Below are 13,738 nucleotides of genomic sequence, written 5' to 3'. Positions count from 1 at the left end.
TTACTCCGTCATTGCCGGATGATTGTCCGGCACCAATTCATAAAGCGTCGTGCGCTGGCGCGCGGGGCGTCCGGCGCTGCGGGCCAATGCGATCATTTCCGCAGGTCCGAACTCCTGTCCGTTGACACCGCCCGCCGCGCGGGTGATCGATTCGTCCATCAGCGTGCCGCCAAGGTCGTTGGCCCCTGCCGCCAGCACCGCCGCAGCCGCGTCCGGCCCCAGCTTGACCCACGAGACCTGGATGTTGGTCAGCACCGGATGCAGCACGATCCGCGCGATGGCGTGCATCAGCACCGCCTCGCGGTAGCTCGGGCCGGAGCGCGCCAGCCCCTTGCGCCAGATCGGCGCTTCCATGTGGACGAACGGCAGTGGCACGAATTCGGTGAACCCGCCGGTTTCCTCCTGCAGGCTGCGCACTTGCGCCAGATGGCGCGCCCAGTGGCGATATTGCTCGACATGGCCGAACATGATCGTCGCCGTGGTGCGCAGGCCGACGCTGTGCGCCGCGCGCATCACTTCGAGCCATTCGTGCGCGGTGACCTTGTCCGGACACAGGATTTCTCGCACTGCGGGATCGAGGATTTCCGCCGCCGTTCCCGGAAGCGTCGCAAGGCCAGCGTGCTTCAGCCGCGTCAGGAAATCTTCGAGCGACAGCCCCAGCGTCCGCGCGCCGTGCATTACTTCCAGCGGCGAAAACGCATGGACATGGATGCCGGGCGCAGCCGCTTTCACTGCGGCCACGATGTCGAGGTAGGTGTTGCCGTCGTAATCGGGATGGATGCCGCCCTGCAGGCACACCTCGGTCGCCCCGCGCTCCACCGCTTCGGCGGCGCGCCGCCCGATCTCGGCAAAGTCGAGCCGGTAGGCAGGCCCGCGCATCGCCTTGGTGCTGCCCTTGGAAAAGGCGCAGAACCCGCAGCGATAGAGGCATATGTTTGTATAATTGATGTTGCGGTTGACCGCGTAGGTCACCGTCTCGCCCACAACCTCGGCGCGGAGTGCATCGGCCTGCGCGCAGACCGCGTCGAAATCATCGCCATCGGCGGTGAACAGTCTGGCCATCGCCGCTTCGTCCAGCCGCTCGCCATCGCGTGCCCGTTCAAGAATCCGCGCAACCGCTTCCGTGGCGGGCGCAGGCGCCAGTTCAGGCACGGCATCGCCGTGGCCCACTGCCCAGTCGCTGTCCTTGGGCAAGCCGCGCCCGTCCACTGCGCGCAGCACCGCAGGCGCGATGCGCGGATCGCACCACCGCGTCGCTTGTTGCGCATGGCGCGGGCCGATCGCCAGACGCTGACGCAAAGCGCGCCCGGCGTCTGCCGTGGCGTCGGCCAGCACTTCAAGATGCGGCCAAGGCGCTTCGGGATTGACGTGGTCGGGCGTCAGCGGAGACACCCCGCCCCAATCGTTCACGCCTGCGCGGATCAGCTCGCCCAACGCCGAACGGTCATGCAGGTTGGGCGGCGCCTGAATGGTCATGTCAGGCCCGAGGATCAGGCGCGCCGCCGCGATCGTCCAGACATGGTCTTCCAGCGTCGGCTCTGCGCGGTCCGCCATTTTCGTGCCAGACTTCGCGCGGAAGTTCTGGATGATGACTTCCTGGATGTGGCCATAGCGCTCGTTCAGATCGCGGATCGCCAGCAGCGCCTCGATCCGTTCCAGCCGCGTCTCGCCAATGCCGATCAGCAGCCCGGTGGTGAACGGAACACCCGCCTCGCCCGCCGCAGCAATCGAGGCCAGCCTGCGCGCCGGCTCCTTGTCGGGCGACCCGTAATGCGCCTCACCCTTCGTGCACAGCCGGTCGGAAGCGGACTCCAGCATGATGCCCATCGAGGCCGAATGGGGACGCAAGGCCGCGTAATCGGCAGCGTCCATCAGTCCGGGATTGAGGTGCGGCAGCAGCCCGGTCTCGTCAAACACCAGCGCCGCCACTTCGGCAAGGTAGGAAAGCGTCGTCTCGTGCCCCAGCGCGGCCAGAGCCTCGCGCGCGGCGGGATAGCGCGCCTCGGGCCGGTCACCCAACGTGAACAGCGCCTCACGGCAACCCAGCGCTGCGCCTGCACGCGCAATTGCCAGCACTTCATCGCGGCTAAGGTAGGCCGCGGCAGCTTTCGCAGGCGTTTGCGCAAAAGTGCAATAATGGCACACGTCGCGGCACAATTTGGTCAGCGGAATGAACACCTTGCGCGAATAGGTGACGATCGCGCCGTGGCCTTCAAGCGTCAGCGCCTGCGCCTCGGCGGTCAGCGCGTCCAGCGGCGTCGCCTCGAACGCAGCCAGCAATTCGCCAGCACTCATCGCAAGACGCGTTGGCGAATTGCCCCTGAGGCTTCCTACGCCAAGCTCCATTCACTCCGCTCCTACCCTTCGGCCGCATCATGCAGCGCAGCCGAATTCTGCATTACCAGCAGACTTGGGCAATTGCGCGCTGCTCCTGACCCGCCAAAGGATAGGTAGTGAATTTATGCCAACAAACAGTGGGATCATTCGTCCCAGGGCGGAATCTCGCCCGATCCGACCTGGCTCGAAATGCCGAGCAGAAACCCGCCGTAAACCTCGGTGGCATTGGGATAGCGCTGCGTCATGAGCGCGGCGAGTTCCTTGGTGCCCTTGGTGCGGCTGCGCGCGTCGACGAACGATTTGATATAGGCCCGTGTCCACGCGATGCTCATGTTGTCGTCGGGCAGTCCCGGCTGGCGATGTCCCGCGATGATCCGGTTCGGGCCCATTGCTTCCAGCTTGTCGAGCACGGTGAGCCAGTCGGCATAGCGCGCCGGGGTATGCTCGCCCAACCATACATAGACGCCGTTATAAAGCACATCACCGGCGATCAGCGTCTTCGTCTCGGCGTCCCACACCACGGTCGAGCGCACGTGATCGCCCTGCATCGGGCCGATCACCTGCAGCTTGTGACCTTCAAGATCGAAGCTGTCGCCACTCATCGCCACCGGATAGACCGCGCGGCGCGGGGCATTGGTGCCAAGTTGCCCGCTCCAGCGCTCGAACTTGATCGGGATCGACCGTGTCATGTCCTTGACCGCCACCGGATGAGCGATGATCTGCGCGTTGGGGAAGGCATCCTGCAACACGTCCAGCCCGAAGAAGTGATCGGGGTGATCGTGGGTGATGATGATCGCCTTCAGCGTCTTGCCGCTGTCGAGCACTTCGGCGGCCACGCGCATGGCATCGGACCGCGCGAACGGCACATCGACCAGCACCGCGTCCTTCTCGCCCGTCACCAGTGTGATGTTGGCCACCATGCTGAGCGGGCTGGTGGGAATGACCTTGTAATCAAGCGGTTTCGCGTCCGCACCACTTGCAGCAATCGCCGCCAGTCCGGCCAGCGCCATCGTCAATGTCCTGCGCATTCTCTCTCCCCTTTTGTTAAGAGGCTATGCAACGGCAAGACACCTGTCGATTGGCTCAGCCAGCACAGTTTCACCCTGTGCAGCAATCGGCAGTTTAGGACCCGTCGGTGATCAGCGTGCCGCCATCGACAACGAGGTTATGCCCGGTCACGAAGCCGCCTGCGGGCGAGGCGAGGAACACCGCTGCGCCTGCTACTTCCTCGGGCGTGCCGGGCCGCCGAAGCGGGGTCATCGCCATGCGCCGCGCCATGAAGTCTGGATTGTCCAGCAGCGGCTGCGACAGTTCGGTGGCGATGAATCCCGGCGACAGCGCATTGACCCGGACGCCGCGCGGTCCCCACTCCACCGCCAGATTGCGCGCCAGTTGCGCCACGCCTGCCTTGGCCAGCGCATAGGCATTGATCCGCCCATTGCCGCGCAGGCCGGACAGACTGGCGACCAGCACCACTGCTCCGCCGCCAATCGCGGCAATATGCGGCAGCGCCAGATTGCACAGCACCACTTGGCTGCGCAGGTTGATCGCCATAACCTTTGCGTAATCGTCCATGTCTATATCGGCGAAAGGCCCAGCCTGTCCGGTGATCCCGGCATTGCAGACAAGCACGTCGACGCGTCCCAGTTCAGCAACGCTGAAATCGACAAGACGCGCCAGCGCCGCATCGTCCGAAACGTCGCAGGCCATCCCCGGCATGCCGAGTTCCGCCGCCACCCGCGCCGTATCGGCGGCATCCTCGCTGGAGATCACCAGCCTTGCGCCCGCAGCGATCAGCGCGCCCGCAATCGCGCGGCCGATGCCTCGGGTCGATCCGGTGACGATGGCTGCTTTGCCCGCAAGGTCGAACAATCCGCCCATGATCAGTGTGGCTTGTCCTCGGGCAACGGCTGCCCATCGTGCAGATAGGCAGGGGCCTCGATCAGGATGAAGGCGATGCGGCAGACTTTGTCCGAGGTGTTGCGCCACAGATGATTGGTGCCGCGCTGGATAATGATCCCGCCCTGCCCCACGGTGCGTTTCGCCCCGTCGTCCAGCTCCAGCTCGATCTCGCCTTCGAGCACGATGCCGTAATCGATGGAATTGGTGCGGTGCATCGGGCTTGCCTTGCCCGGCAGCATGTCGACGATGCGGATCACCGACCCGCCCTCCAGCGTCAGCCCCGCCTCGCGGTGGCGCCCGTCGATCTCATCGTTGTTATCCGCCGGAACCGTGGCCGTGGTCCACACCAGCAGGAACGATGCATCGCCGCTCGGGATCATCTTCGTCGGCGTCACGTCCTCGGACTTGAACACCGCGCGTCCGTCAGCGTTGTGGCCGGTAACCACGCGCTGGATCGGGGGCAGGCCGGAATCGGAAAGCAAGTCGCTCATGCCCGCACCACCTTCTGCTCAAGTGCACCGAACGGCGCGCGCCCGGCGGTATCGACCGCTTCCATCCGCACGGTGTCGCCAAAGGCCATGAACGCGGTTTTCGGATCGCCCTGGTCGAGCACTTCGATCCCGCGCCGCTCGGCGATGCACGATGAGCCGATCTCGCGGAAATTGGGATTGGAGACGGTGCCCGACCCGATCACCGTGCCCGCCACCAGATCGCGCGTGCGCGCGGCGTGAGCCACAAGTTCGTGGAAACCATGCCCCATCGGCTCGCCATTGGCCGCGCCGAAGCGCTGGCCGTTCCAGTCGACATTGAGGTTCAGGCATACCCGGCCATTCCGCCAGTCCGCGCCCAGTTCATCGGGCGTCACCGCGAACGGAGCCATGCCGCAGGGCGGCTTGGCCTGCACCCAGCCGAACCCGGTCTTCATTTCCGGCCCGGCCAATGTGCGCAGCGACCAGTCGTTGATCTGCACGACCAACCGGATGTGCGCCATCGCGTCCGCGGCGCTGATGCCCATCGGCACCGCATCGACGATGACGCCGAACTCGCCCTCGAAATCGATGCCCAACGCCTCATCGCCGAATTTCACATCATCACGCGGCCCGTAGAACTTGTCCGAGGTGCCTTGATACATCAGCGGCATATCGGTCTTTGGCTTGGTAATCCCCAGCACCGCGTCCATCAGGTCGCCGTGGCTCTGGAAGGCCGATCCATCCAGCCATTGCCATGCGCGCGGCAGCGGCGCGGCAAGCTGCGCGGGATCGAGCGCTTCGGGAAATTCGGCAATCGCCGTAAGCTGCCCGGCAACTTCGTCCCAGCGCTCCATCGCTTCCTGCAACGTGCCCACCGTAGCCGCAGCATAGGCGTTGCCATCGGGCGAAACCACGATCAGCCGCCCGTCTTTCGTGCCATCGCGCAGCGTCGCAAGTCTCATCGGCAATAGTCTCCCGCAAAATCGTTCTCGATCCTGCCGTTAGCCAGCCCGCCTGCCCAGAACAAAGTCATTCGGTTGATGATCTGGTATTCACGCAATGCGTTGGTGCGCGCGAGCGCCCTTTGGCTATGCAGCACCCGAGTGCACAGCCGCATAAGGGGGAGATCCGTGGCCACAATTGCCGAAAGTGCCGTCGCGCTCGATATCGACCCGTTCGATCCGGCGTTCCTTGCCGATCCCTTTGCCGCGCACCCGGCCTTGCGCGATGCAGGTGCGGTGGTGTGGCTCCCGGCCATCGGCTGCTTTGCCATGGCCCGCCACGCCGAAGTGCAGGCCGCGCTCAAGGATCACACCACGTTCGTTTCGGGGCGCGGTGTCGGCCTTGCCGATTTCGCCACCGAGGAACCGTGGCGTCCGCCCTCGCTGCTGCTTGAAGCCGATCCGCCGCTGCATGACCGCACGCGCACCTTGATGAACCGCGTCGCCTCGCTCGGCGCCTTGCGCAAGGTCATGCCGCAGTGGCAGGCCAAAGCCGACGCACTGGTCGATAGCCTCCTTGGCTCTGGCCCGTTCGATGCCGTACCTGCGCTGGCCGAAGCGTTCCCACTCGCCGTCTTCCCTGATCTGATCGGCCTGCGCGAACAGGGCCGCGAAGCCCTGATCCCTTATGCCACTGTCGCGTTCAACGCCTTCGGCCCGCGCAATGCGCTGCTTGCCGAAACGATGGAAGCTGCGGCGGGCGCCACCGCATGGGTCGCGCAAAGCTGCAAGCGCGAGATGCTCACGCCCGGCGGCTGGGGTATGCAGGTTTATGAAGCCGCAGACCGGGGCGAATGCACGCAGGACGAAGCCGAACGGCTGGTCCGCTCGTTCCTCACGGCTGGGGTCGATACCACGGTCAACGGCATCGCCACGCTGATCCACGCCTTCGCGCAGTTCCCTGATGAATGGCAGCGCCTGCGTGCCCAGCCCGGCCTTGCCAAAAAGGCTATCGAGGAATCGCTGCGTTGGGGCGGCACCGTGCAGACCTTCTTCCGCACCACGGCCCGAGAAGTCGAAGTCGCCGGCGTGCAGATTCCCGAAGGCGCGAAAGTCCTGCTGTTCCTCGCCGCCGCCAACCGCGATCCGCGCAAGTGGCAGGAGCCGGACCGCTTCGACATTGACCGCACCGCCAGCGGCCATGTCGGTTTCGGCTTCGGCATCCACCAATGCCTTGGCCAGATGGTCGCGCGAATGGAGGCCGAGGCGGTGGTTCAGGCCCTGCTCCCGCGCGTGGCCGAAATCCGCGCCACCGCGCCTGCGACGCGCCGCCTCAACAATACCCTCCACGCCATCGGCACCCTGCCGGTCGAACTCATTCCCGCCTGAAGAAAGTCGCCCATGTTCGAGCCATTTCCCGGTAACTACGTCTGGAACCTTGCCACCAATCTCGCGCTGGTCTGCGGCGGCAATCATGGCGAGATCGACGAGGCCAACCGCCCGATCATGGAAGCGTCGAAGTCTGGCGCGGATGCGGGTTCGGCGCAGATGTTCGACAGCTGGATTCGCGTCGCCGATCAGGTCGCGGCCAATGCAGCCGCTGACGAGGCCGAGGGCTATCTGCTGTCAGCGGGCACGAAATACCTGCGCGCCTCGGGCTATTACCTTGCCGCCGAACGCATGCAGAGCCGCGACTACGCTCCGCGCTGGGCCGCCTATGACAAGGGCCTCCAGCTTTACCACAAGGGCAGCGCCATGCGCGGGCTGCATGTCGACAAGGTAGAGATTCCCTACGAGGGCGGCGCCTATACCGCAATCTTCGTCCACGATGGCTCGGGCACGCCGCGCCCCACGCTGGTATCGGTCAATGGCCTCGATTCGATGAAGGAACAGGTCAACATGGCGGGCCACGGCGCATCGAACCTCGAACGCGGCATGAACACGCTGTTCCTTGACCAGCCCGGCACCGGCGAGGCGATCCGGTCGCGCGGCCTGCCCGCCGTGTTCGACGCCGAACGCTGGGGCAGCCCGGCCTTCGATTACCTGCTGACCCGTTCGGACGTCATCCACGCGAAGATCGGCATCTTCGGCCTTTCGTTCGGCGGCTACCACGCCCCGCGCATCGCCGCGAATGATGCGCGCTATGCCCTCTGCGCGGTGATGGGCGCGAACCACGTCTGGGGTCAGCGCCAGCGTGAGCGTGTCTCCAATGAGGGCGAAAACCCCGTGCCGCATTACTGGGACCACGTGATGTGGGTGTTCGGTTTTGAAGACCGCGACAAGTTCCTGGAATACGCCGACCAGATCACGCTTGACGGCCAGGTCGAGAAGATCCGCGTGCCGTTCCTGATCACTCATGGCGAGAATGACCGCCAGATTCCTGCCTACAACGCGCAGATGTCTTACGATCAGGCGGTGAACAGCCCCAAGCGCACGCTGCGCATGTTCACCAAGGCCGATTTCGAGGTCGAGCATTGCGGCGCGGACAACGGCACCGGCATGCGCGATTACATCGCCGACTGGTGCGCACAGACTTTTGCAGAAATGGGCTGACACACATGGATCGCTACTTGCGCAATTGCTGGGTCATGGCGGGCTGGGCCGACGAGGTGGGCGAAGCAGGCCTGGCACGCCGCCTGCTTGGCAAGCCGGTGTTCCTCTACCGGCTTGAAGACGGCACAATCGCCGCGCTGCTCGACCGCTGCCCCCACCGTTTCGCGCCGCTCTCCAGAGGCACGCGCGATGGCGACCGGGTGGTTTGCGGCTACCACGGCCTCACCTTTGCCGCCGATGGCCGCTGCGTGCACAACCCGTTTTCCGACCGCATTCCCGCCGGATCGACCGTGCCATCGTTCGCCGTCCACGAACGCGATGGTATCGCCTGGCTGTGGGCGGGCGACCGTGATGATGCCGACCCCGCGCTGATCCCCGATTTCGCCTTTGTCCCCGATACGCCGCACAGCCGCACCGTACGCGGCTACACGCTGATGCAGGCGAATTACGAATACGGCACCGACAACCTGCTTGATCTCAGCCACATCGAATTCGTCCACAAAGGCACCTTCGCGGGGCAAGGCGTGATCTTTGCGGGCGAACATGCGGTTCAGGTTGAGGGCGAGACGCTTCATTCGAACTGGTGGATGCCAAACATCGCGCCGCCGTCGGTCGCGCAAGGCGCGTTCCCGCCCGATGCCCGCGTCGATCACTGGCTCGACATGCGCTGGAACGCGCCTGCCTCGATGCGGCTGAATGTCGGCGTCTCGCCGCACGGCGCAGGGCGCGAGGCCGGTTTCGAAGTGCCGCAAGCCCATATCCTCACGCCCGCAGACGAGCACACGACCCACTACTTCTGGTCCTCGACCCGGTTCAGCGATCTGGACAACCCGCAAGTCGACGCCATGCTTCTCACCCTGTTCGGCGAAGCTTTCGATCTTGAGGACAAGCCGATGATCGAGGCTGCCTATGCCAACGTGCGCGGAAAGGATTTCTGGAAGGAAAGGCCGCTGTCGCTCGGCATCGATCAGGGCGGTGCGCGGGCGCGGCGTATGCTCGAAGCGATGATCGCCAAGGAAGCGGCGGGTGGCTGATTTCACTTTCCACCACGGCGGCGTTTCGGTCCCGAACCTGGACGACGCGATAGACTGGTACGAACGCGTGCTCGGCTTCACGCTGGAGAAGCGCTTCTACATCGAAGCCGCGCGCAGCCACACCGCGATGGTCCGCAAAGGCCCGCTGCGCTTCGAAATCTTCGAAGTCGAAGGTGCCGCCCCCCTCCCCGAAGACCGCCGCCATGTCCCACGCGATGTCCAGACCCACGGCAACAAGCACGTGGCCTTCCGCGTCGACAACCTCGACGAGTTCCTCACCGAGATGAAGCAGAAGGGCGCGGACATCGCCTTCGTGGTGCGCGAATCCTTCGGCAAAGGCTGCTTCCTGCGCGACTGCGCGGGCAATCTGATCGAGTTCGTGGAAGAAAGCGGGGTGTAGCGCGCCCCGCCACCACCACTCGCACACCCTTCACAACACCACACCCGTTCGCCCTGAGCCTGTCGAAGGGCGCGCGCCAAGGCTCGTATTGCGCGGAATAGCTCTTGGGGATGGAGTATCGCGCGTCCTTCGACAGGCTCAGGACGAACGGAGATTGGGTGTTTGGGGTGCCAGGGGGGAATCCGAAACCTGCCCCCGCACCCGACCCTCAGATCGCGTGCTCATCCGCTTCCGTCAGCTTCGCCAGATCGCCGCCGATGGGTTGCTTGCCCGGCTTGGCGCGGCGGAACGGATCGAAGCTCTTGCGGTCGTGGTCGAACGCCATGTCCCACGGAATGTCATCGCCCCGGAAGATGGCGGGCGCGTTGTGCGACCATAGCAGCGAGCCGAACTTGAAATCCCACGCGCGCGGCACCCAGCCATCGTCCACGTAATCGGTGTCGGCGTGATATTCCGCCTCGCCCGCATGGCCGGGAATTTCGCAGTAATAGTAGATCGCGCTGGAAATGCGGTGGCGTGAAATGCCGCCGCTGGTGTTCATGGTGGTGTTCTTCCAGCCCTTGTTGTCCATGATGTTCGCGCCGAGCATGACTTCGTCGATGTCGTCCATCCCGAACGCAATGTGCATGAACTTGAAGTAATCGGGCGCGATCGGCAGGTCGCAGTTCACCCAGAAGATCGAATGATGCTCGAACGTGCCGCCCGCCCGCGCAAAGATGCCAGTGCCCTTGGAATGATCGACATAGCGGAAGCCCAGATGCCGTTCGTAGAACTCGAAGCTGCCGACATAGTCCGGCGAAAAGAACACGACATGGTTGATTGTCTTGGGAATTGCTCGCTTGCGCCAGATGCGGTGCTGGTTGAAGCGCGGCCAGCTTGACGGCGTGTTGACCGGGCTGGTTTCGGAGACCACCGGCCGCTTGTCCCACACCCTGAGCGCGATGGGCTGGCCGTCCGGGCAGACGCAGTGGACGGTGCCATCGCTGTCGCGCGTCACCGCCACTTCGCTGCCAAGGCTGGCGGCAATCCGTTCAAGATTCGCCGCCGTGTCCACGCCCCACACGGTTTCCTTCAACCCGTCGCCCGCAAAGGGATCGGGCACCGGCAGGCGCGCATCGCCGTGGCGCAACAGCACCACGCGGCTGCCCGATTGCAGGCGGAACACCGCCTCGTCTTCGCCCGCGCTTTCCAGCGGCAGGCCGAAATCGGTCCAGAACCGTATATTTTCAGCAAGGTCGGTCACGCCGAATACGACGCTTTCGACGCCAAGCACGCTGTCAGGACCAAGAACAGGCATGGGATCTCCCGGATTCATTCAAGCCACCCTCATGCCGCCCCCCGGCAAAGTCCGGAAACCGAAGTTTCCGGACCGATGCTATCGACGCTGCGGATAGAGCGGATCAACTCCGGCGGAACAGCAGCGTCAGCAGGAACAGGAACGTCCGGAAATCGATCAGCTTCAGCGCCGCGCGCGCCTCCTCCGGCGTCAGCTTGGCCACCATCGGCATTGCGCCGAAGATCTTGCCGCGAATAACCAGCGTATTGCCGTCGCGTTCCAGCTTGCGGATCGCCATCAGCTCCTTGCCTTGCGCGTCGAGAATCTTCGCCACCGGCACTTTGGCCTTCATGTTGCTCATCACACCGGTCCCCCGCACACCTTGTCGTAATCGAGGCCGATGTCGTCCATCATCTGGATTGCGGTGGCGCGGCCTGCGCCGAACACCCCGCCGCCCGGATGCATGAACGGCCCCGCCAGATAGAGTCCCTCAACCCCCGGCACGCGGAACGATCCGAGGTCCGGCGTCGGGCGGTGCCCGGCCGACTGGTAGAAGAACGGCGCGCAGCCATGCGCATCGCCCTCGACCATCGAATTGGGACTGCCCCGCTCATGGTCGAGCGGCGAACATACCTTGCGGCCAAGGATGTTGTCGGCGCCGAGATTCTTGTAGAACTTGCGGTACTGATCCAGCGCGCGGTCGGAATGCTCCTCCTTGACCGCGTCCCAGCTTTGCGGGCCATCCGGGTAAAGCCGGTAAGGCCCGAAGTTCACGCCGTAGAACACACCTGCGCCTTCGGGCGCGCGGGTAGGGTCGAAGATCGCGTTGTCGCCGCCCGCGATCAGGCGGTGGCTCACCTCGCCCCGGCGCAGCTTGTCATATTCCATGCACATCTCGCGCACCGAATAGAAGTCCATCAACTCGGTCATCATCGCGTTGCAATCATTGCCGACGCGCAATTGCAGCCGCTCCTTGAGCGCAAGGTGCGTGAGGTTGATCGAGAACGTCGATTGCGTAACGCGCTCGGCCCGCTGCAACACCGGCTCGGGCGTTTCGCCGACGAATGCACGCAGTTTGTGCGGATGGATCTGCGCGATCACGCCTTCACGCGCCATGATCGTCTCACCGTCGGCCATTACCACGCCCGCCGCCTTGCCGCCCGATACCAGCACCTTGGCCACCGGCGCATTCACCCGCACCTCGCCGCCGAAATGCTCGATGGCGCGCACCAGCGCGTGGGACAGTTGCCCCGACCCGCCCTTGGGCATCGAACAGCCGAATGTGTGGATAATCCCCGGCATCACGAACGCACCCATGCCGGTGCCCAGTTCATCGGGCATCTGCAGGTTCTCGGTGACCATGCGCACGATGTGCAGTTTCAGCAGGTCGCTGTCGAAATAGGCGTCGACGATGTCGAGCGCGGTGCGCTGCATCAGGTCGAGCAGGAAGCGCCCTTCGTCGGACTGGTCCATCATCGCAACGAACGCGCCCAGCGGAAACGGCGGGGAATACATCCCGCTCATCAGCATCGGCAGCGCGGTCTGGCTCATCTTCACGAACTTGCGATAGGCCTCGGCGTCCTTCTCGGACGTGACGCGCGCCAGTTCCTCGCAAGTCCGGTCCAGATCCTTGTAGGAACGGATGACCGTGCCATCCTCCCAGATCGAAACGTGGACCAGATCGGGGTAGATATATTCCAGCCCGAACTTCGACAGCAGACCCAGCTCGTCGTCGCGCAGCAGCGGATTGCCCTGGATCATGATGTGCACGTTGGAATGCTCGTCATGCCAATATCCCGGCATGATCAGCTCGCGTGTCGAAACCCCGCCGCCGTAATAGGGCTTGGCCTCGACCACGAGCACCGACTTGCCCGCCTTGGCCATGTAGGCCGCTGCGGTCAGGCCGTTATGCCCGCCGCCCATCACCACGATGTCATACTGGCTCATGCCGATTCCCCCGAAAAGAAGCTGCGAAATCCGGAAATTCCCGGCACATGAGACGCGCCGCCGCCATCGCAGACGAGCACTTGCCCGGTGATGTTGCGCGCGGCATCGCTGGCGAGGAACGCCACCGCCTCGGCAATGTCCTGCGGATCGCCCAGTTGATCGCGCAGCGTCTCGTCCTCCACGACCTTGCGCAATGCAGGCGGGAAGGCCTCTTTCAGCGCGGGCGTCATTGTCATGCCCGGCGCCACCGCATTGCAGCGCACGCCCGCCTTGCCGTGGCTGGCGGCAATCGCGCGGGTCATCTGGATTACGGCAGCCTTGCTGCTGGAATAGGCGGCCTGGATGATGTGGCCCTGCAGCGCCAGATTGCTGACGGTGTTGACGATGTTGCCGCGCGTTTCGCGCAAATGCGGCAGAGCCGCGCGGCACGCGATCATCGTGCCGCGCACGTTCACCGCATATGTCCGGTCCCACAGGGCGGTGCCCATGTGCTCCACATCGCCGTCGGCCTGCGCAATCTCTGGACTGAGCAGGGCCGCGTTGTTGTGCAGCACATCCAGCCTACCGAAGTGCGCCACCGTCGTTTCGATCAGGGCGAGGATTGAATCCTCCTGCTCAAGATCGAGCGCCACGGCCAGCGCGCCCGGTAGTTCGCCCGCCACAGTCTGCGCCCGGTCAACGGCGATGTCGGCAATCACCACGTGCGCCCCGCGCAACGTCAGCAACCGCGCCGTCGCCGCGCCGATCCCGCCCGCGCCGCCGGTGACGATCGCCACTTTTCCGTCCATGCGGATTGCGTCTTGTGCCACACCCATCTCCCGTCTTTTATCGCTTGCGATCACGTCGTAAGCCGGGCAGCGCAAAGCGGAAGACGGCAC

At 64.5% G+C, this 13,738-nt stretch carries 13 protein-coding genes; 4 read left to right on the top strand and 9 right to left on the bottom strand.

What is annotated here, in order from left to right; translation table 11 throughout:
- The 5 genes from cofH to RM192_RS16375 all read right to left on the bottom strand — a co-directional run bounded on the left by cofH (position 1) and on the right by RM192_RS16375 (position 5,671).
- Positions 1–2,346, bottom strand: coding sequence for a 5-amino-6-(D-ribitylamino)uracil--L-tyrosine 4-hydroxyphenyl transferase CofH (cofH, locus tag RM192_RS16395; protein ID WP_409233839.1), 2,346 nt, complete (start codon positions 2,344–2,346; stop codon positions 1–3).
- Positions 2,347–2,480: 134 nt separating this feature from the next.
- Positions 2,481–3,365 (bottom strand): MBL fold metallo-hydrolase, encoded by an 885-nt coding sequence (locus tag RM192_RS16390; RefSeq protein WP_311508702.1) that lies wholly within the window; start codon positions 3,363–3,365, stop codon positions 2,481–2,483.
- 94 nt (positions 3,366–3,459) lie between these two features.
- A complete protein-coding gene (locus RM192_RS16385; protein WP_311508701.1) occupies positions 3,460–4,218 on the bottom strand; it encodes an SDR family oxidoreductase in 759 nt (252 codons plus the stop codon).
- A gap of 2 nt (positions 4,219–4,220) precedes the next feature.
- The gene (locus RM192_RS16380; protein WP_311508700.1) at positions 4,221–4,730 is read right to left on the bottom strand and encodes a cupin domain-containing protein; all 510 of its coding nucleotides are present in this window, start codon (positions 4,728–4,730) and stop codon (positions 4,221–4,223) included.
- Complete coding sequence (locus RM192_RS16375) at positions 4,727–5,671, bottom strand: fumarylacetoacetate hydrolase family protein (protein WP_311508699.1); 945 nt, start codon at positions 5,669–5,671, stop codon at positions 4,727–4,729. Before RM192_RS16375 ends, RM192_RS16380 begins: the two co-directional genes overlap by 4 nt.
- A gap of 168 nt (positions 5,672–5,839) precedes the next feature.
- Between RM192_RS16375 and RM192_RS16370 the strand changes: the two genes are divergently transcribed.
- From RM192_RS16370 to RM192_RS16355, 4 genes are read left to right on the top strand one after another with little or no spacing between them, the layout of a single operon-like run.
- Complete coding sequence (locus RM192_RS16370) at positions 5,840–7,039, top strand: cytochrome P450 (protein ID WP_311508698.1); 1,200 nt, start codon at positions 5,840–5,842, stop codon at positions 7,037–7,039.
- Between the two features lie 12 nt (positions 7,040–7,051).
- Positions 7,052–8,203: an alpha/beta hydrolase gene (locus RM192_RS16365; RefSeq protein ID WP_311508696.1), complete on the top strand. Its 1,152-nt coding sequence runs from the start codon at positions 7,052–7,054 to the stop codon at positions 8,201–8,203.
- Between the two features lie 5 nt (positions 8,204–8,208).
- On the top strand, positions 8,209–9,237 hold the full coding sequence (locus RM192_RS16360) for an aromatic ring-hydroxylating dioxygenase subunit alpha (protein WP_311508695.1): 1,029 nt from the start codon (positions 8,209–8,211) through the stop codon (positions 9,235–9,237).
- Positions 9,230–9,637 carry a VOC family protein gene (locus RM192_RS16355; RefSeq protein WP_311508694.1) on the top strand — a complete coding sequence of 136 codons (408 nt, stop codon included), beginning with the start codon at positions 9,230–9,232 and terminating at the stop codon, positions 9,635–9,637. The genes RM192_RS16360 and RM192_RS16355 overlap by 8 nt, the downstream gene beginning before the upstream one ends.
- A 208-nt stretch (positions 9,638–9,845) precedes the next feature.
- Here RM192_RS16355 and RM192_RS16350 read toward each other — a convergent pair whose 3' ends face one another.
- The 4 genes from RM192_RS16350 to RM192_RS16335 form a co-directional block, all read right to left on the bottom strand.
- Complete coding sequence (locus RM192_RS16350) at positions 9,846–10,934, bottom strand: VOC family protein (protein WP_311508693.1); 1,089 nt, start codon at positions 10,932–10,934, stop codon at positions 9,846–9,848.
- Positions 10,935–11,037: 103 nt separating this feature from the next.
- Positions 11,038–11,274 carry a hypothetical protein gene (locus tag RM192_RS16345; RefSeq protein WP_311508692.1) on the bottom strand — a complete coding sequence of 79 codons (237 nt, stop codon included), beginning with the start codon at positions 11,272–11,274 and terminating at the stop codon, positions 11,038–11,040.
- A complete protein-coding gene (locus tag RM192_RS16340; RefSeq protein WP_311508691.1) occupies positions 11,274–12,860 on the bottom strand; it encodes an NAD(P)/FAD-dependent oxidoreductase in 1,587 nt (528 codons plus the stop codon). The genes RM192_RS16345 and RM192_RS16340 overlap by 1 nt, the downstream gene beginning before the upstream one ends.
- A complete protein-coding gene (locus RM192_RS16335) occupies positions 12,857–13,669 on the bottom strand; it encodes an SDR family oxidoreductase (RefSeq protein WP_311508690.1) in 813 nt (270 codons plus the stop codon). Before RM192_RS16335 ends, RM192_RS16340 begins: the two co-directional genes overlap by 4 nt.
- Positions 13,670–13,738: the final 69 nt, after the last annotated feature.

The organism is Novosphingobium sp. MMS21-SN21R (assembly GCF_031846015.1).
GTDB lineage: Bacteria > Pseudomonadota > Alphaproteobacteria > Sphingomonadales > Sphingomonadaceae > Novosphingobium.
Note: the sequence above shows the minus strand (reverse complement) of the source record. Positions and strands in the feature narration are given on the sequence as shown.

Coding starts and splice junctions, on each gene's coding strand:
- cofH (WP_409233839.1), bottom strand. CDS start 2,346: ATGGAGCTTGGCGTAGGAAGCCTCAGGGGCAATTCGCCAACGCGTCTT.
- RM192_RS16390 (WP_311508702.1), bottom strand. CDS start 3,365: ATGCGCAGGACATTGACGATGGCGCTGGCCGGACTGGCGGCGATTGCT.
- RM192_RS16385 (WP_311508701.1), bottom strand. CDS start 4,218: ATGGGCGGATTGTTCGACCTTGCGGGCAAAGCAGCCATCGTCACCGGA.
- RM192_RS16380 (WP_311508700.1), bottom strand. CDS start 4,730: ATGAGCGACTTGCTTTCCGATTCCGGCCTGCCCCCGATCCAGCGCGTG.
- RM192_RS16375 (WP_311508699.1), bottom strand. CDS start 5,671: ATGAGACTTGCGACGCTGCGCGATGGCACGAAAGACGGGCGGCTGATC.
- RM192_RS16365 (WP_311508696.1), top strand. CDS start 7,052: ATGTTCGAGCCATTTCCCGGTAACTACGTCTGGAACCTTGCCACCAAT.
- RM192_RS16360 (WP_311508695.1), top strand. CDS start 8,209: ATGGATCGCTACTTGCGCAATTGCTGGGTCATGGCGGGCTGGGCCGAC.
- RM192_RS16350 (WP_311508693.1), bottom strand. CDS start 10,934: ATGCCTGTTCTTGGTCCTGACAGCGTGCTTGGCGTCGAAAGCGTCGTA.
- RM192_RS16345 (WP_311508692.1), bottom strand. CDS start 11,274: ATGAGCAACATGAAGGCCAAAGTGCCGGTGGCGAAGATTCTCGACGCG.
- RM192_RS16340 (WP_311508691.1), bottom strand. CDS start 12,860: ATGAGCCAGTATGACATCGTGGTGATGGGCGGCGGGCATAACGGCCTG.